Raw genomic sequence first — 17,644 nt, 5'->3', positions numbered from 1 at the left:
AGACCTCGTCATGGCACGCACCGCTCCTGCCGCCCCCGGCGGCGATACCGAGTACCGCAAACACCCCGGCGCGCGGATCCTGCACGGCCCGCACCGTACGATCGGCGGCGTCGAAGCCTGGATCATCTGGAGCCTGGCCACCGTATTCGTCGTCTGGCTGTTCTCCATCCAGACCGGATACGCCGTCGTCTCCCCGGAGATCCAGAAGACCGCCGCCCTCACCGTGGCCCAGATCAGCCTCGCGGGCTCCATCTACACCTGGGCCTTCGCCCTGTGCCAGTTCTTCTCCGGCGCCCTCCTGGACCGCTTCGGCTCACGCCCGCTCCTCACGATCGCGGTCGCTTTCGTCACCGCCGGCGCATTCCTCTACGCCCAGACCACCAGCATGGCCACCCTCATCGCCGCACAGGTCGTACTAGCCATCGGCTCAGCGTTCGGCTTCGTAGGTGCCGGCTATCTGGGCGGCCAGTGGTTTCCCGCCGCCCGCTACGGCCTGATGTTCGGCCTGGTCCAGTGCCTTGCCTCCCTGGGCTCGGCCTTCGGCCAGCCCATCATCTCCTGGCAGCTCACCCAGGTCAGCTGGCAGCAACTCCTCAACGGATTCGGCGCCGCCGGCGTCCTGCTGATCGTGCTGTTCGCCCTGCTGGTCCGCAATCCGTCTCCGGGCCCCGAAACCCTCGCGCAGACCACCGCGGCCAAGGCCGCGCGGCCACCTCTCGTCCCAAGCATCTTCCGCGACCTCGGCGCCTGCTTCCGCAACCGCAATGTCGTCCTCTCCGCGGCCCTCGCCGGAGTCTCCTTCGGCTCGATGCTCGCCATGGGCGTTCTCTGGGGGCCCCGGATCATGGAGGCCCGCGGCGCCGAAACCTCACTCGCCGCCATCCTGACCGCCATGTCCTGGCTCGGCCTCGCCGTCGGCGCACCCCTGTTCAACGTGCTCTCCGACCACTGGAACAACCGCCGGATCCCCGCCGTGGTCGGCGTCCTCCTCCAGGCGGTCGCGGTCGCCCTGCTGATCTACCTGCCCAGCGAGACCAACAGCGTCTCCGTCGTCACCATGTTCTGCGTCGGCCTCTTCGCCGGCGCCCACATGCTCGGCTTCACCGTCGCCGGAGAATCCGTCCCCGGCAGACTCGTCGGCAGCTCCGCCGCCATCGTCAACGGCATCTGCTTCATCATCGGCGGGCTCCTCCAGGCCGTCCCCGGCAAACTCCTCCCCCAGAACCCGGCCCTCGCCGACTACGGCCACGCCCTCCTCATCATGCCGATCCTCCTCGTCCTCGGCGCCCTGGCAGGCCTCTTCATCAAGGACACCGGCACCAGAACAGCCTGAGTGAGCGCGGCCGGGCGGATCGCTGCGAGAACGGCGTGAGGTGCTCTCCCACTGGCCCCGGGCGGTCGCGAGGTCCCCGCTTCGTGGAGGCCGCGCCCCCGTACGCCGCGGAGGTGGGTCGCCGGGCAGCCGAGCATTCGAGAATGCGGCCGGTACGGCGCGGCCGTCAGTCGTCCGTCGGTGTGGGCGCTGCGGAGTTCTGGGCCGAGGCCCGGGACAGGGCCGCGCGGGTCGCTGCGACGGACGGGTGGTCAGCTCCGAGGGCTTCGATCTGCTCGGGCAGGAGCGCGTACAGCTCGGCCGTCGCACGGCCGTACTCCCCCGCGTCGGTCAGCCAGCGCGCCACGTCCAGCCGGGTGGCCAGGGTGTGCGGGTGTTCCGGGCCCAGTACCCGCAGCCGGTCGGTGAGTACACCCTCCAGCAGGGCCGCCGCCCGACGCGGGTTCCCGCGCCGGGCGGTCCACTCCGCGATGCCGGCCCGGGTGGCGAGCGTGTCCGGGCTGTCGGGGTCGTCCTCCAGTTGGACGGCCAGCAGGTCGTTCAGCGCCTCCAAGGCTCCGGCGATGTCCCCGAGCTCGCCGCGGTGCCGCATCGCCACCGAGCGGGCGCGGAGTACGTCCCGGTGGCCCGGGTGCCGCCGCTCCAGAGCCTCCTGCCAAGCCTCCTCGTGCAAGGCGAAGGCGCCCTCGTGATCACCGGACGCGGCAAGGAAGTTGGCCAGGTGGTTGCGATTGCTGACGGTGTCGCGGTGGGCCGCACCCATCACCCGGATCCGCAGCTCGTACAGCGATCGCAGCTCCGCCGCCGCGCCCGCCGGGTCCCCGGCCGCGCCCCGCCACACGGCGGCGCTCTGCCTGGTCTGGAGCAAGTCCGGGTGTTCGGGCGCGAGGAGCCGTGCCTGGTCCTCGGCAAGGGCCTTGAAGGCCGCGGCCGCGCCCGCCTGGTCACCCGACTTGGCCTGCCACCAGGCGAGGTGACCGCGGGCGCCCAGGCTGATCGCGTCATCGGGATCGAACCGCTCGGCGACGGTCCGCTCCAGCCACCGGAAGTGCCGTAACGCGGCCGTCGCCTGGCCCGAGTCGCCGAGGCTGTGGCCCATGCGGAAGAGCACCTCGTGCGGCGCGGGGGCGAGCAGGTCCGGTCCGGCTTGGCGCAGCAGGGCGAAGGCGTTGGAGCGTAGTTCCCGGTCGAGGCGAGCCGGGGGGTCCGCGATGCCCCAGCCTTCCAGGAGCGCCTGCGCGGCGGCCGCTACCGCGTCCTCCCGCTCGGGGGCGCTGAGCAGGTCCCGCGTGGCGCGCTGCGTCATCACGTGGACCCGGACCGACGCCCCGCCCGTAAGCGCGCCGGGCCCGCTTCCGTCGGCCGGGGTCGAGCTCCGGTCGATGTGGAGGAGGCTGTAGCGGCGCAGGTTGTGCACCGCGTCGTGGACGGTGTCCTGGGCCGCAGCCTTGGGTCCGGCCCCGGGTCCGGCAGCGGCTGCGGTGCCGCCGGCCACCAGGGCCAGCACGGCGGGGGTGGAGAACAGTTCGCCCGGTACGCCGGTGCCGTCGAGCAGGCTGAGGACGTGCATGACCGGACGGGCCGCGCCTTGGGGACGCAAGGCGTCCGAGGCCTCCACGGACAGGGACCAGGCGACGGACAGCGGCCTGCGGTACTCGATCAGACCCTCGCCCTCCTCGGGGACGAGGTCCGCAAGCTTGGCGTCGCGCCGGACGAACCGGTCCCTGTATTCCCTGCAGGACCGGCCGGTGTTCCCCATGTACGCCGCCACCTGCGCGAGAGCCAGCGGCAGGTGTCCGAGGTCGTCGGCGAGGGCGTTCAGTTCCGCGTCCGTGCCGGCCGACGGGTCGATGACACCCCGGAGATAGGCCAGTGACTCCTGCGGGCTGAACGGGATGACCTCCACGACCGTGCAGCGGCGGTCGAGTGCGTCGATCCGGCGCCGGGTGGTGATCAGGGTGCTGCCGTGTTCGGTGGTGGGTGGCCAGAGGCCGTGCAGGTCGCCGGGAGAGGACAGATCGTCCAGGACCACGCACCAACGGCGGCGGGCCTTGGCCAACCAGGACGGGAGCTGGGTCGCGGCTTCCTCCGCCCGCAGGTGGGGCCGGGCGCCGACCAGCTCCGCCGCGGCCTCCACGAAGCCGGACACGACGGTGTCGCGCGTGGAGGCGTTGACCCAGATCAGCAGGTCGAGATCGCGCTGCGCCAGCCGCGAGCGGGCGTACGCTGCGGCCGCCTGCGTCTTGCCGACGCCCCCGTTGCCCGTCAGCAGGAACCGGCCCGGTCCGTCGGGCAGGTGGAGCCTCGGCCGCTCCAGGAACGCCGCGGCCGGCTCGGGCAGGGCGCCGAACTGCCTTGGCCATGACCGCCCTTGGTTCCGGACGAGGGCGTCGGAGGCCGAGCGCTGTCCGATCCGCCCTTCGGCGAGGAGGTCGTCGAGGCGCTGGTATCGCCGCTGCCAGGGCGTGAGTTCCGGCTTGCCGGGGCTGCCGGAGTACCGGTGAGCCGCGACCACGACGGCCTCGATGGTGGCCCAGCTGGGAGTGCTACGGCCTCCCAGCACGTCGCTCAGCGTCGATTTGGGCTGGTGCATCCCGACGGCGCGGGTTTCACGTTCCAGCGCGCGCAGGGACAGTGAGCCGTGTTCGGCGACGTACGCGCCGAGCAGCCCGGCGAACCAGGCGCGGGCGGCTCGCGCGGTTTCCACAGGGTCTCCCGGCTCCCTGTCGGAAGACGGGCGTTCGTCTCATCGGTCACCGCACGATGGTAGGAAACGGGGGTGCGGGCCGCAGGATTTCAGCCGATCCGGCCCTGAGGCGGGCCGGTTCAGGCCGTCGGGTTCAGATCTGGCGCGCTCCCGGCCCGGACGTCGGCGGGCGGCCGGACCGCCGACGGGCCAGGGCCCTGCGAGCCGCTCGTACCGCGCGGTGGACCATGACGGTCGCGCTTCCGGCGGACACCACCGCCTGGAGGTACGGAACGGCGTCGATGACGTGCTCAAGAGTTCGGACTACCAGGTCGTTGATGTGCATGGGGCTCCTCCCCGGGCCGCTGCCGCTCCGGGTGACGCCCCGGAACGTGCTCCCAGGCTGCGGCCGGCAGGGGTGTCCGGCGCTGAACCCGGACACGCCCGGACAAGCGGCATGCCCCCGAGGACTCGATCGGCTAGCACCGGAGGGACGCCTGGCATCGGGCTTTCCGGCCCGCACGTGGTGGAGGGTTAGATGCGATGACATTGGGGGCGAGCTCCGAAAGGGTTCGCATAGAAATAGAAAGCCGCGACAAGCACGGAATCACCTCCGGGTTGACCGTGAGGCCAAGAGGCAAACGATCCTGCTGCCGGCGGCGTCACCGCCACTCGCCTGGTACCTGTGCGCTCTGCCGATCCCGCGGTCTTGGGAGCGCAACGCCCATCTGGCCGCCGAGCACGCCCCGGGCCAGACATGGGAGAGGGACTCGCTCGAATCCGGTCTAGGGGTGCGGCTCCAGAACGCGCGACCGATCATCGGGTGGAGTGAGAATTCCATCCCGGCCGATGCCGAAATGCGTCAGGCCAGACTGTACCGAACGTGCCGGAGCTGGCAGTTTGGATGGTGGCTGCGACAGCACAGGAAAACTCCAGACGCGCCGCCGACTCGGCACAAACGGGGGATATCAAGGACAGTCACCCCTGGACAGCTCAGCTTCGAGTAGCCGGAGACGATTGATTCAAGCCACCGACTTGATCTAACCCTTGCACGTCAACCTGGCGGCCCGTAAATTTCTACGGCCGCCAGGTTCTTGCTTGGCTGCATAAAGCGCCAGAGCAAAACCGAGGAGCAGGGATGAGCCGGCACCTAATGTGCCGCTGACTCGCAGACGCGGGCCAGCGGGCATTGGATCACTTGGTCGCACCTCGTCAGTGAGGGGCACCGCCCAGGGAGACCTATGCCCTCGGCCGGACACCAAGTGGCCCGCTCGCGCTTCGAGGAGATCCCACCTTGTTCGACCGCCTTGTCGACGTTCTCACCCAGGCCAAGACGCTCCGGCTCGTCATCGACTTCTTCACCGTCGTCGTGCGCATCATCCCCGCCCTGCTCGTCGTGATCGCGCTCGTCCCCTCCTTCGCCTCCTTCGCGTTCCTCTCCCCCGGCCCCCGGCGCTCCCTCCTGGAGATCGTGGACCGCCTCAGGAAGTGGACCCTGGCCCAGAACTAGCGCACCGCCCCGGGCCGGGCACACTCCCGGCCCGGGGCACGTTTCCCCGGCCCCAGCACAGGCATCACCCCCGCTACAGGATCATGGAGGGGGGCGCGGGGCCCAGGGAGACGTTCGTGGGCGGCCGACCCACCCGGGCGCAGCGTGCAGCGATCACGCAACGCCGAAGCGACGCGATCGATTTGAAGTTCGCCGGTATCGACTGGCTGACGATCAGCCGTAGCTCGCCGCCGATCCGTCGGTCAACTCCGGCGGTATCGCCTACCCGCAGGGGTTGGGCATCGAGGCGTACCGCAAGGGGCTGGCGCCGCGCACCGACGGCCGCCTGATCGAACTGGCCTGCAAGGACGTGTCCAAGGCCCTTTCCGAGCGCGGCACCGCCCTGGATGAGAGCACGGACGAGCTCCGCAAACTCATGAGGAACGCCTGGAGCGGCTGTTCTTCGGCGTATACCGGGCCGCGATCCGGACCGGCGATCTTCAGGCGGTCGAGCGGGCCGTTCGCATCATCGAGCGCAGCAGTCACCTTCTCGGGCTGAACCGGCCTGTGCGCACGGAGGTCTCCGGTCCGGACGGCGGCGCCGTCCAGCTGGCGCCCGCAGGAAGGCGGAGTCTGGGACTGAGCGTGGATCACCGACAACCGGATCAGCGCCGCGCAGCTGCGCGGCATCGATCTCATCTGACTCGAATGTGGCGGCCGGCGAGCAGATTCGCCGGCTTCCCCGGCGCAGGGCGACGGACTTCCGGCCGCCCAGCAAGCCGTGCCCCGGGGTTGGCCGAGCCGCCGCATCCTTCATCCGGTCCCCGTGAGGAGGCTGGTCAGCTCCTGAGATGCGTCAAGGCCGATGATCCGCCGAAGATCCGGTCCAACGCCCGGTCGGGCATCAGCCTGGACAGCACTCGGCTGCCTGCTGCGTCTCGGCCGACGGTGTAGCGGGTTTTGGGCCGCTGGGCGACCAGTGCGCGGAAGACCACCCGGGCGACGCCGTCGGGGGTCGTACTGCTGGCCCCGGCCGAGGTCTCGTTGTCCTTCATGAACTGCTGGAACGGGTGGCGGTAGAGCTCCTGCACCGGCCCCGGGACGCTGTCGAGTACCCGGTTGCCCTCCTCTGCCATCTTGCCCCAGAGCGGGGTCAGGACGGCACCCGGCTGGATCACCACGACGGGGATCGCCTGCGGGGCGAGTTCGCGGCGCAGCGTGTCGCTGATCGCCTCCTTGGCGAACTGAGAGGCGGCGTAGGCACCGAGGAAGGGGAGGGCGACGTTCCCGAGGCCGGAGGAAATGTTGACGATCCGCCCGGCGCCGGCGCGCAGCAGCGGCAGGAACCCCTGGGTCACCTGCAATTGACCGATCACGTTGATGTCGAGCTGTCGGTGCATCAGCTCCATGGGTACGCACTCCAGTGGAGCCGTGACCGCGATGCCCGCGTTGTTGACCAGAGCCCACAGCCCTGCCGCACCGGTCAGCTCGGTGACCTCGTGCACGGCCGCTTGGACCGACTTCTCGTCCGTCACGTCCATGATCACCGGGGTGAGCCGTCCGGTGGCGGCTCGTTGCAGCCGTTCTCCGTCCTCGGGCCGGCGGACTCCGGCGATGACGTGGAAGCCGACCCGGGACATGTGCAGCGCGCAGGCTTCCCCCAGTCCGGAGGAGGTTCCGGTGATGAGCACGGACCGGCCTGCGGGTGACATCGGACCCGACGATTTCGACACTTGTTCACTCCAGTTCAGGACGTGGAGGCAGACAGGACCGCGCCGGCCATCCGTCGGCGAATCACCGTGTCTGCCGCGCCGCGATAACCCCCATGACAACCGAACGGTTTCGGCGCACTCCGACTGTAGTCGGCAAGGGCCGTCCCTCAGCCGAAGGAGTCGCCGGAAAGGCTCGGAATTTCGGTGCGTACGTACTGCCGAGCGGGCCGGGGATGCCGGGCCGCCACAGAAAATTCGCTCCACCGGCGAATGCGTTGCGCAGGAGAATGCGTCCGAACGGATGAAATGGAAGAAGAGGAACCTTTCGTCAAGTGACCCCGCTTCACGGGTCAAGAGATGGTGATCACGACCTTCCCCCTTCATCCTCAAGGAGGACACGTGACCGCTGCGGCGCCGGACGTCATCACCATCAAGCTGGAACGCACGTTCGAGACCATGGACGCCAACCAGGACGGGTACCTGGATTGGACGGACTATCAGCAGCTCGCCGACCGCTACATCAAGGCGTACAAGCTCGCCAAGGACGACCGCCGGGCCAGGGCACTCCAGACCTTCTGCCAGATCTACTGGCTGGAGCTCCTCCGTCACGCGGGCGTCGACGGGGACCGGCTCACGAAGGACCAGTTCATCACGGCCAACCGCCTCGCGGTGATCGACACCAGCCGCCTCAACGTGACTGAGGGTGGCGGCCACGCGATCTTCGACGTCATCGACGTCGACGGCGACAACGAGATCAGCAAGGACGAGTTCGCTCGGTTCCTGAGGGACGTGTGGAAGAGCGACGCGCCCGACGCGATGGACATGTTCACCAAGCTGGACACCGACGGAGACGGCTCGATCTCGCGCCACGAGTTCATCCGTGCGGTGCGCGAGCACTTCCTCTCGAACGACCCGGAGGCACCGGGCAGCCTGTTCTTCGGGCGCGTGTGAGCGGATCCGCTTGATCTGGTGCTGCAATCGCGCTCTCGGAAAGTGCGGTTGCAGTACCACCTTGACATTCAACCGCTCTGCCTTACTCATTTCACATACTTACCCCTAATTCATTCTGTGAAGGGCCATTTCATGCTGACGCAAAACCCTCCCACCTCCGGCGAAGTGGGAACCTTCTACAACCGCCACACGGATGTGTACGACCACGCGCTCGGCGGAAACATCCACGTCGGCTACTGGGACGACGAAGCGGACGACAGCCCCATGCACGTGGCGACCGACCGGCTGACGGACCTCGTCGCCGCACGCCTCGCCCCCGAGGACGGCCAGCACCTGCTCGACGTTGGCTGTGGACACGGGAGTACGGCGATGCGCATCGTCGCGCACCACGCCGTGCGGATCACCGGTGTCAGTGTCAGCGACTACCAGGTCGAACTGGCCAACAGCCGGCCGCTGCCGCCGGACCTTCGCGGACAGGCTACGTTCCAGCTGGCCGATGCCATGGAACTGTCCTTCCCGGACGCGTCGTTCGACGGTGCGTACGCCATCGAGTCATTGATGCACATGAAGGACAAGGTGGCGGCCATCGGCCACGTCGCACGGGTCCTGCGTCCTGGTGGGCGGCTGGTCATCGCCGAGCACAGCCTCGAAGGCGAGCTGACCGCCCCGGACACCGCGCGCATGGCCGACGCGTACGCGTTCTTCAAGTTCTCGCTGAGCACCGACGGATACCGGACGCTGCTGCGGGAGGCCGGCCTGGAGGTGGTGGACTACACCGACACCACCGAGAACGTCCGGCGCTGCTACGACAGCATGATCGACGGCTGGCGGAAGGCGGCACGCGAGCTCGACGGCCAGGAGGCGCGCGAAATGGAAACCGCGGCCGACCTCGGCGAGTGGTTCTTCGGTGCGGTCCCCCAGCTGCGGTACGGACTCCTGACCGCCGTTCGCCCTTGAGTCCCGACCGGCGCCTCCGAGGTCGTACGCCCATGTCCTCCGTTTCCTCCCCGAACCGCTGCCCCTACCGCCTGGACGGCGGCGCCGCGGACATCCACGGCGAGGCCGCGGCGCTGCGTGCGCTGGGGCCCGCCACCCGGGTCGAGCTGCCCGGTGGTGTACCGGCATGGTCGGTCACCGACCCGGGGCTCGTCCGGCGGCTGTTGATCCACCCCCGCGTCTCCAAGGACGCCCACCGGCACTGGCCCGCCTTCCTGAGCGGTGACCTTCCCGCCGACTGGCCGCTGCGGATCTGGGTCGACATCCGCACCGTCCAGACCGCCTACGGGCCCGACCACAGCCGACTGCGCCATCCCCTGGTCCCCGCGTTCACCGCCCGCCGCGTGCGGGCGCTCGCACCGTGGATCGAGAAGACCACCGCCGTGCTGCTGGACGATCTCGCGGATGCGGCCGCCGCCGCTCCCGGCGGAGTGGTGGACCTGCGCGAGCACTTCGCCTCACGGCTGCCCTGGCTGACGGTCACCACACTGGTCGGCCTGCCGGAGGTGATGCACGACAGGTTCCAGACCGTCAACGACACGGTCTTCACCACGGATCTGACCGTCGAGCAGGCCGACGCCACGGCAGCCGAGGCCGCGCGGCTCCTCGCGGACCTACTCGTGATCAAGACCGAACGTCCCGGCGACGACATCGCCAGTGCCTTGGTCGACGCCCACCGCCAGGGCCGTCTCAGTGAGCGGGAGGTGGCCGACAACATCTGGATGGTGCTCGGCGCCGGCTACGGGACCACGGCGAACCTGCTGGACCACGCCGTGGTCAACCTGCTCACGCGCCCGGCCCAGCTGGACCTGGCCTTGTCGGGCCGTGTCGGCTGGGACCAGGTCGTGGAGGAAACCCTGCGCCACCAGGCTCCGGTGGCCAACTTCATGATGCGCTTCCCCACCGAGGACCTGTACGACGAAGCGACCGGGCTGACGTTCTCGCGGGGCGAGGCCCTCGTCATCAACTACGCCGCGGTCGGCCGCGACCCCGGGGTCCACGGCGAGGACGCCGACCTCTTCGACATCACCCGCGCCACCGCCCGTGAACACCTGGCGTTCAGCCACGGCCCGACCTACTGCCTGGGCGCCGAACTCGCCCGTCTCGAAGGCCGCATCGGGTTGTCCGCGCTCTTCTCCCGGTTCCCCGCCCTCGAACTGGCCGTCGGACCCGACTGTCTGTCTCCGCTGCCTTCCCTCATCTTCAACGGGCACCGAGAGATCCCTGTACGGCTCGAAGGAAACCTCAACAGTTGAACATGAACCACCACATGCCGTATCCCCTGACGGCATATCAGCGTGACGTATGGTCCGTCGGCTCCCAGGCTCCGGAGTCACCACAGTTCAACTGCGTTCTCCACGAGCGTCTGGACGGGGGCGTCGACCACGAGCGGCTCGCCGTCTGCGCGGAGCGCGTGCTGCACCGCCATGACGCGTTCCGGCTGCGGCTCGCCGAGCGCGCCGGCGTCCCCTTCCAACGGGTGGCCGAGGACCGTGTTCCCGTCCCGGTGATCGACCTCTCCCACGAGCCCGTGCCGGACGCCGCCTGTGCGGAGTGGATGCGCGGGTCCTTGGCGGGCGCCCTGTCGCTCGGCAGCGGCCCCCTCGTGGAAGCCGTACTCCTCGTGGAGAGCCCCGATGTCACGCATCTGCACATCAAGGCGCACCACATCGTCGCCGACGGCTGGACCCTCGACCGGCTGAGCCACGAGATCCTCCGGGAGTACGCCCGGGCGCCGCACGGCGATCCGCAGGCGAGCGCCCGGACAGCGCCTTCCTACCTGACGTTCGTCGAGGAGGACGCCGCCTACCGCAGCGGGACGGACGGCGACCGCGACCGTGCGTTCTACCGCGAGTACCTCGGTGGCGTGGCACCCGCGCTCTTCACCCGTGGGAAGGACGGCGGTCCGGGCGGCCGCGGCCGTCACTCGTTCGTCATCGACGGCGCCCTCATCGGCCGGGTCCGCGCCGCGGGCTACTGGCCGTTCACGTACGTCGCGGCCATGTTCGGTGCGTACCTGACACGCCTGCACAGGAGCGAGGAGGTGGTCCTCGGCGTCCCCTTCCTCAACCGTCCGACGGGGCGGCACAGGGACGTGCTCGGTCAGTTCGCCAACACCCTGCCGCTACGGGTCGCGGCTCCCGGCACGCTGACCGTTCGCGAACTGCTCACCGCGGTCCAGGGCACGACGCGCGCACTCCGGCGTCATGAGCGACTCGCTCTCGGAGACATCCTGCGGGAAGCGCCCGCGGCGACGCAGGGACCACGGCAACTCTTCGACGTGACGCTCTCCTACCTGAACTGGTCCCGGCCGCAGGTCCCGGGAGTGGTGCGGCGGGGCACCCTGATGGCTCCCTCGCACGACCAGGACGCGCTGGGCGTCCTGGTCACCGCCTTCGACGACACGGCCGATGTCCGTGTCGACCTGGACTACGCGCGTGACGTCTTCGACGAGGACCTTCCCATCGCCTCCGTGGCGGGACACCTCACGACGCTCCTGGAGCACGGTCTGGACCTGTTGGACCGGCCCGTGTCCGACGTCCCCATGCTCTCCCCCGCCGAGTACCAGGACCTCACCGCCGGGCGTGCCCTCGGCCGGCAGGTGCCCTACGCGGATCGGGCCACCCTCCACGCGCTGTTCGAGGCGCAGGCCGCCCTGCGGCCGGACCGGACCGCCGTCATCGCGGCGGCCGGGGACACGCTGACCTACGCCGAACTCGACGAGCGGGCCAACCGGGTCGCGCGTGCCCTGCGCGCGGAGGGAGTCGGCCCGGACGACCGGGTCGCGGTGATGATGGAGCGGGGGCCGCGGCTGCTGGTCGCGCTGCTCGGCGTCCTGAAGTCCGGCGGCGCCTACGTACCGGTGGACCCCGGCTACCCGGCCGAGCGGGTGCGGTTCCTGCTGCGCGACAGCCGTGCCAAGGTGGTGATCGTCGATGACGACGCTCCCGCCGGCCTTCCCGGGGATACGGCGGTGCGGCGCGTCGGCGGCCTGCTGACCGGCAGCGGTGCCCCGGTCGAGCCGCTCGCCACCTCCCGTGACGTCGCGTACGTCATCTACACCTCCGGCTCGACCGGACAGCCCAAGGGCGTCATGGTCGAGCACCACAGCGTGGTGAACCGCCTCGCGTGGATGCAGCGCAGCTACCCGCTCGGAGAACGGGACGTCCTCCTGCAGAAGACGCCGGTCTCCTTCGACGTCTCCGTATGGGAGTTGTTCTGGTGGGCCGTCGAGGGCGCGGCCGTGGCCCTGCTGCCGCCCGGCGCCCAGAGGGACCCGCGCGAGGTCCTGCGGGCGATCGGCGAGCACCGGGTCACCGCCGTGCATTTCGTACCCTCCATGCTCGGCCCGTTCCTCGACCTGTTGGAGGAGGATCCGGCGCCGGCCCGCGAGGCCATCCGGACCCTGCGGCACGTCTTCTGCAGCGGTGAGGCCCTGCCCGTCGCCCGCGTGGAGCAGTTCAACCGCCTGGTCGAGCGGTGCCTCCGTGGGAGCGGCGCGGAGCCGCCCGTACGGCTCGTGAACCTGTACGGCCCGACCGAGGCCACGGTCGACGTCTCGTCCTACGAGTGCCCGGACGACCCCGCCCACACCATCACGCGGGTGCCCATCGGCCGGCCGATCGACAACATCAGGCTGTACGTACTGGGCGCCGGCGACCTGCCGCAGCCCGTCGGTGTCGCCGGGGAGCTGTGCATCGGCGGAGTAGGCCTCGCCCGCGGGTATCTCGACCGCCCGGAGCTGACCGCCGAGAAGTTCGCCGCCGACCCGTTCGTGCCGGGCGGCCGGCTCTACCGCAGCGGGGACCTGGCGCGGTGGCTCGCCGACGGCACCCTGGAGTACCTCGGACGGATCGACGGCCAGGTCAAGATCCGGGGCAACCGCGTCGAACCCGCCGAGGTGGCCACCGCCCTGCGTGCCGTCCCCGGCGTACGGGACGCCATCGTGGTGGGCCGTACCACCCCCGACCGTGGAGCCGTCCTGGCCGGCTACTACGTCGCCGAGGCCCCGATCGACACGGCGCTGTTGCGCGAACGGCTCGGTCGGACGCTGCCGGCGTTCATGGTTCCGGCCTCCTTCACCCGGATCGACGGCGTTCCACTGACCGCCAACGGCAAGGCCGACCACGACGCGCTGCCACCACCGCACGACGCCCCGGAGGCCATCGCGGGCGGGCAGCCGCGCAACCGGACCGAGACCGTACTGGCCGAGGTCTGGGCCCGTGTCCTGGGCCATGACGTCGTAGGGATCCACGACGACTACGCCGCGCTCGGCGGCGACTCGATCACGATGCTCAAGGTGCGTGCCGAAGCGGAGGCCCGGGGCCTGCGCTTCTCGCTCACCGACCTCCTGCGCAACCCCACGGTGGCCGGCCTCGCCACCCGCACCGAGGAGTGCGACGCGTCCGGGACCGGGGCCGGGGCCGCCCTCGCCCCGTTCGCCCTGGTGGCCGATGTCGACCGGGCCCGCCTGCGGGATGCCGAGGACGCCTACCCGCTGACCCGGATCCAGCTCGGCTTGCTGTACCACAGCCGCAGGCACGAAACGTCGGCCAGGTACCGGGACGTCTTCCGGTACACCCTGGAGATGCCCTGGGACGAGGAGCGGTTCCGTCGTGCCTTCAACCGGCTGACAGCGCGGCATCCGGCGCTGCGCACGGCCTTCGAGCTGGCGGGCGCGGACCCGTTGCAGGTCGTTCACCCCAGGGTGCAAGGCGGCCTGGAGGTCGTCGACCTGCGTCCGCTCGACAGCGCGGCGGCCGAGGCCGAGGTACGCGCGCACGTAGAGGAACGGCGTCTCCACCCCTACGTGTTCGAGCGGCCGCCGCTGTATCTGTTCCGCGCCCATGTGCGGCCCGCCACCGTCGATCTGATCCTCAGCTTCCATCACGCGCTCCTCGACGGCGGCAGCGTCGCCACCCTCCTCCAGGAGCTGCTCCAGGACTACGCCCACGGCCTCGGCCTGGACATCGGCCCCGTCGAGGACACGGCGCCTCCGTCACCGGCGGCCCACGTACGGCTGGAGCGGAGCGCCCTGCGTTCCCCGGAGGCCAAGCGCTATTGGCGGGAGAAGCTGGCCGGCTGCGGCCCTCTGCCCATCGAGGCGTTCTCGCCCCACCTGCCCGGTACCCGCCACCAGCCGGCCTCGCGCCGGGTCGACCTGCCCGGACACCTCGTCGAGCGGGTCCGGCGCCTGGCGTCCGAACACTCCCTTCCCGTGAAGTCCGTACTCTTCGCGGCGCACGCCCTGACGCTGGCCATGCTCGCCGGCACCCGTGAGGTGACCACCGGCCTGATCACCCACGTCCGGCCCGAACTGGCCGGAGCCGAGCGCAGCGCCGGACTGTTCCTGAACACCGTGCCGGTACGCCTGGACACCGCACAGGACAGCTGGCTGGAGGTGGCGCGCGAAGGCTTCCGCCAGGAGCAGGACGGCCACCCCCACCGCCGCTACCCGCTGAGCGCCATTCAGGAGGACCGCGGTGGGGCCGTCCTGGACACGGCCTTCAACTACGTGCACTTCCACCAGCTCTCCCACGTCCTCGGGCTCCCCGGTCTGCGCCTCAAGGAGTTCCGCAGCTGGGAGGAGAACGATTTCCGGCTCATGGTGAACGCCGTCACCGAACCGGACGGCTCCGGCATGTGGCTGCGGATCGACTGCGACGGTGCGTCGTTCCCGGCGGAGCAGGGCGACCTCTTCGCGGCCGGCTACCTGAGCATCCTGCGCCGCATGGTGGAACAGCCACACGAGGCGGCCGACTTCGCGTTCCTCGCCCCCCGTCCCGTCCCGGCCGTGCCCGCGCAGTGCCCTACGGTCGTGGCGCGCTTCGTCGAGCAGGCCGCGCGCACCCCGGACGCGATCGCCGTGGTGATGGGCGAGGAGCGGTGGAGCTACGCCCGGCTCGCCGAGGCCGTTGAGAACGTGGCGGGGCGGCTGGGCGCGCTCGGCGCCCCGGCGAACGCCCGGATCGGGATCGCGATGAACCGGTCCCCGCTGACCATGGCGGTGCTGCTGGGTGTCATGCGGGCCGGTTGCGCGGTCGTCCCGATGGACGTCAGCTACCCCCCTTCCCGGCTGGCCACGATGGTCGAGCAGGCCCGGCCCTTCCGCGTGGTGGCCGAAGCCGCGTACGCCCACCTCGCCGGTGACCCCGCGCTGCTGCTGCCCGCCGAGTCGGTGGCCGCGCCGGGGCCGGTGTGCCGGGCGAGGGGCGGGACGGACGGGGAGAGCACCGCGTACGTCCTCTTCACCTCGGGCTCCACCGGGACCCCCAAGGGCGTCGCCATGCCGCACCGCACCCTGGCCGCCCTGGTGGCCTGGCAGGCCGGGGCGCCCAGCGCGGCGCCGGGCGGGGTCACGCTCCAGTACGCACCGTTGAGCTTCGACATCTCCTTCCAGGAGATCTTCTCCACGCTGTCCTTCGGCGGCACCCTGTGCCTGGTCGGCGACGCGGAGCGGCGCGACATGGCCGCGCTGCTGCGCCTGCTCGACCACGAGCGCGTGGAGCAGGCCTTCCTCCCCCCGGTGGCCCTTCACCAGCTGGCCGAAGCCTCAGGCACGCTGGGCATCACCCCGCGGGCCCTGAGGGTGGTGATCACCTGCGGTGAGCAGTTGCGCGTCACTCCCGAGATCCGCGCGCTGTGCGCCAGAGTCCCGGGAGCGGTGCTGGAGAACCAGTACGGTCCGACGGAGACCCACGTGGTCACCGCGTACACCATGACCGGTGACCCCGCTGCCTTCCCCGCGCTGCCGCCGATCGGCCGCGCGATCGACGGGGCCGAGGTGCACGTCCTGGACAAGCGGATGCGTCCGGTGCCGGCCGGGGCGCGGGGCGATGTCTACCTGGGCGGTGGCTGCCTGGCCGACGGCTACGAGGGGCGCCCGGACCTGACCAAGGAGCGTTTCGTCCCCCATCCCTTCGCGGACGGGGACCACAGGCTCTACTACACCGGCGACGTCGGCATGGTGCTTCCCGGTGGAGACGTGGTCTTCCTCGGACGCGACGACGCGCAGGTCAAGGTACGGGGCTTTCGCGTGGAGCCGGCCGAGGTGGAGCTGGCCGTCACCGGCCTGGCCGAGCGTTACCCGGGCCTGCGCGACGCCGCGGTCGTGGCGCGTCGGCGCACGGACGGCGAGGTGTTCCTCGCCGCGTTCCTCCTCGGCGAGGGCACGGACGAGGACCTGGCCGGGGTCCGTGAGCGGTTGCGCGCCACCTTGCCCGACTACATGGTCCCCTCACACCTGCAATGGGTCGCCCAGTGGCCTCTGACCCCCAGTGGCAAACGCGACGACGCCGCACTGCGCGGCGCCCCGCTGGCCTCCCCCGGCCGCGCCCCGGCCGCCGCGCCGCGCGACGCCTACGAGCGGACGCTGACCGAGATGCTGGCGGACGTCCTGGGCCTGGACTCGGTGGGAGCGCACGACAGCCTCTTCGACCTCGGCGGCACCTCTTTGACCGTGATGCGGCTGGTGGTCCGGATCGAACAGCGCTACCGGGTGCACATCCCCCTGTCGGAGTTCATCGCGACGCCCACCCCCGCCGGACTCGCGGCCCGGCTGCGCGAGGGCGGGGCGCGAGCCGCGTTCGACCCCTTGGTCCCGATCCGCCCGCAGGGCACTCGCCCGCCGCTGTTCATGGTCCACCCGATGGGCGGCAACGTGCTCTGCTACGTCGGGTTCGCCCGGCATCTCCCGGACGACCAGCCCCTGTACGCGCTCCAGGCCGCCGGAGCGGAGCCCGGCACCACGGCGCTGCGCACGGTGGAGGACCTGGCGGACAGCTACCTCACCGCGCTGCGGACGGCTCAGCCACACGGCCCTTATACGATCGGCGGATGGTCCTTCGGCGGCTTCGTCGCCTTCGAGATCGCCCGTCGGCTGCGGGCGGCGGGCGAGCAGGCGGCCCTGCTGGTGCTGGACACCACCGCCCTGGACCAGGGGCCGCGCGTCGTGCACGACGACGACGGGCTGCTGGACTGGTTCTTCCACGAGTTGCTCTGGCTGCGGGACGGCGGCGCGTCACCCGCGCGGGGTCTGCCTGACGGACTCGGCTCGCCGGAGGAGAAGTTCGCGTTCATGGCCCGCGTCGCGAGCGAGCGGGGCGTCCTGCCGGCCGGCAGCTCGGGGGCCGTCATCCGCCGTCTCTTCGGCGTCTACCGGGCGAACTGGCAGGCGACGCTGGCCTACCGGCCCCCGCGCGAGGATCAGGACCTCACGCTGATCCGCGCCGCGGAGCCGCTGCCCGTCGCGCTGTCCGCCATGCACCGTGCCGCCCGAACCCGTCATCAGGACGCTTGCAACGGATGGAGCGCCATGACCAGCGGGCAGATCCGGATCATCCGTGTCGCCGGAGACCACCTGACGATCATGGAAGATCCGCATGTGGCCCACCTGGCGGCTACCGTCGCGGAGCTGATCGGCGCCGGCTTCACCCGAACCGGCCGGGAGGGCTGACGTCATGTCATCGGGACGGCGA

The 17,644-nt window shown here is 70.7% G+C and carries 10 protein-coding genes; 7 read left to right on the top strand and 3 right to left on the bottom strand.

Annotated elements, in window-relative coordinates; all coding sequences use genetic code 11:
- The first annotated feature begins 10 nt into the window (after positions 1–10).
- A complete protein-coding gene (locus IE248_RS31590) occupies positions 11–1,333 on the top strand; it encodes an MFS transporter (protein ID WP_190032439.1) in 1,323 nt (440 codons plus the stop codon).
- 166 nt (positions 1,334–1,499) lie between these two features.
- Here the strand turns inward: IE248_RS31590 and IE248_RS31585 are convergent, their stop codons facing one another.
- Positions 1,500–4,040 carry a tetratricopeptide repeat protein gene (locus IE248_RS31585; RefSeq protein WP_190032438.1) on the bottom strand — a complete coding sequence of 847 codons (2,541 nt, stop codon included), beginning with the start codon at positions 4,038–4,040 and terminating at the stop codon, positions 1,500–1,502.
- A 133-nt stretch (positions 4,041–4,173) separates the two neighbouring features.
- Positions 4,174–4,365, bottom strand: coding sequence for a hypothetical protein (locus IE248_RS31580; RefSeq protein WP_073795665.1), 192 nt, complete (start codon positions 4,363–4,365; stop codon positions 4,174–4,176).
- 948 nt (positions 4,366–5,313) lie between these two features.
- Between IE248_RS31580 and IE248_RS31575 the strand changes: the two genes are divergently transcribed.
- Positions 5,314–5,529 (top strand): hypothetical protein, encoded by a 216-nt coding sequence (locus tag IE248_RS31575; RefSeq protein WP_008735111.1) that lies wholly within the window; start codon positions 5,314–5,316, stop codon positions 5,527–5,529.
- 274 nt (positions 5,530–5,803) lie between these two features.
- Positions 5,804–6,067 carry a hypothetical protein gene (locus tag IE248_RS31570; RefSeq protein WP_190032437.1) on the top strand — a complete coding sequence of 88 codons (264 nt, stop codon included), beginning with the start codon at positions 5,804–5,806 and terminating at the stop codon, positions 6,065–6,067.
- Between the two features lie 280 nt (positions 6,068–6,347).
- Here IE248_RS31570 and IE248_RS31565 read toward each other — a convergent pair whose 3' ends face one another.
- Positions 6,348–7,220, bottom strand: a complete 873-nt coding sequence (locus IE248_RS31565) for an SDR family oxidoreductase (protein ID WP_190032436.1) — start codon at positions 7,218–7,220, stop codon at positions 6,348–6,350.
- 399 nt (positions 7,221–7,619) lie between these two features.
- Here IE248_RS31565 and IE248_RS31560 point away from each other — a divergent pair, with 399 nt between their 5' ends.
- From IE248_RS31560 to IE248_RS31545, 4 genes are all read left to right on the top strand, one after another.
- Positions 7,620–8,171 carry an EF-hand domain-containing protein gene (locus IE248_RS31560; protein ID WP_008735124.1) on the top strand — a complete coding sequence of 184 codons (552 nt, stop codon included), beginning with the start codon at positions 7,620–7,622 and terminating at the stop codon, positions 8,169–8,171.
- A gap of 132 nt (positions 8,172–8,303) precedes the next feature.
- Positions 8,304–9,128: an SAM-dependent methyltransferase gene (locus IE248_RS31555; RefSeq protein WP_190032435.1), complete on the top strand. Its 825-nt coding sequence runs from the start codon at positions 8,304–8,306 to the stop codon at positions 9,126–9,128.
- Positions 9,129–9,160: 32 nt separating this feature from the next.
- Positions 9,161–10,423, top strand: a complete 1,263-nt coding sequence (locus IE248_RS31550; RefSeq protein WP_073795657.1) for a cytochrome P450 family protein — start codon at positions 9,161–9,163, stop codon at positions 10,421–10,423.
- Positions 10,424–10,437: 14 nt separating this feature from the next.
- The gene (locus tag IE248_RS31545; protein ID WP_190032434.1) at positions 10,438–17,622 is read left to right on the top strand and encodes a non-ribosomal peptide synthetase; all 7,185 of its coding nucleotides are present in this window, start codon (positions 10,438–10,440) and stop codon (positions 17,620–17,622) included.
- Positions 17,623–17,644: the final 22 nt, after the last annotated feature.

Origin of the sequence: Streptomyces goshikiensis (genome assembly GCF_014650555.1) — a bacterium.
Taxonomy (GTDB): Bacteria; Actinomycetota; Actinomycetes; order Streptomycetales; family Streptomycetaceae; genus Streptomyces; species Streptomyces goshikiensis.
Note: the sequence above shows the minus strand (reverse complement) of the source record. Positions and strands in the feature narration are given on the sequence as shown.

Coding starts and splice junctions, on each gene's coding strand:
- IE248_RS31545 (WP_190032434.1), top strand. CDS start 10,438: ATGCCGTATCCCCTGACGGCATATCAGCGTGACGTATGGTCCGTCGGC.
- IE248_RS31565 (WP_190032436.1), bottom strand. CDS start 7,220: ATGTCACCCGCAGGCCGGTCCGTGCTCATCACCGGAACCTCCTCCGGA.
- IE248_RS31555 (WP_190032435.1), top strand. CDS start 8,304: ATGCTGACGCAAAACCCTCCCACCTCCGGCGAAGTGGGAACCTTCTAC.
- IE248_RS31580 (WP_073795665.1), bottom strand. CDS start 4,365: ATGCACATCAACGACCTGGTAGTCCGAACTCTTGAGCACGTCATCGAC.
- IE248_RS31550 (WP_073795657.1), top strand. CDS start 9,161: ATGTCCTCCGTTTCCTCCCCGAACCGCTGCCCCTACCGCCTGGACGGC.
- IE248_RS31590 (WP_190032439.1), top strand. CDS start 11: ATGGCACGCACCGCTCCTGCCGCCCCCGGCGGCGATACCGAGTACCGC.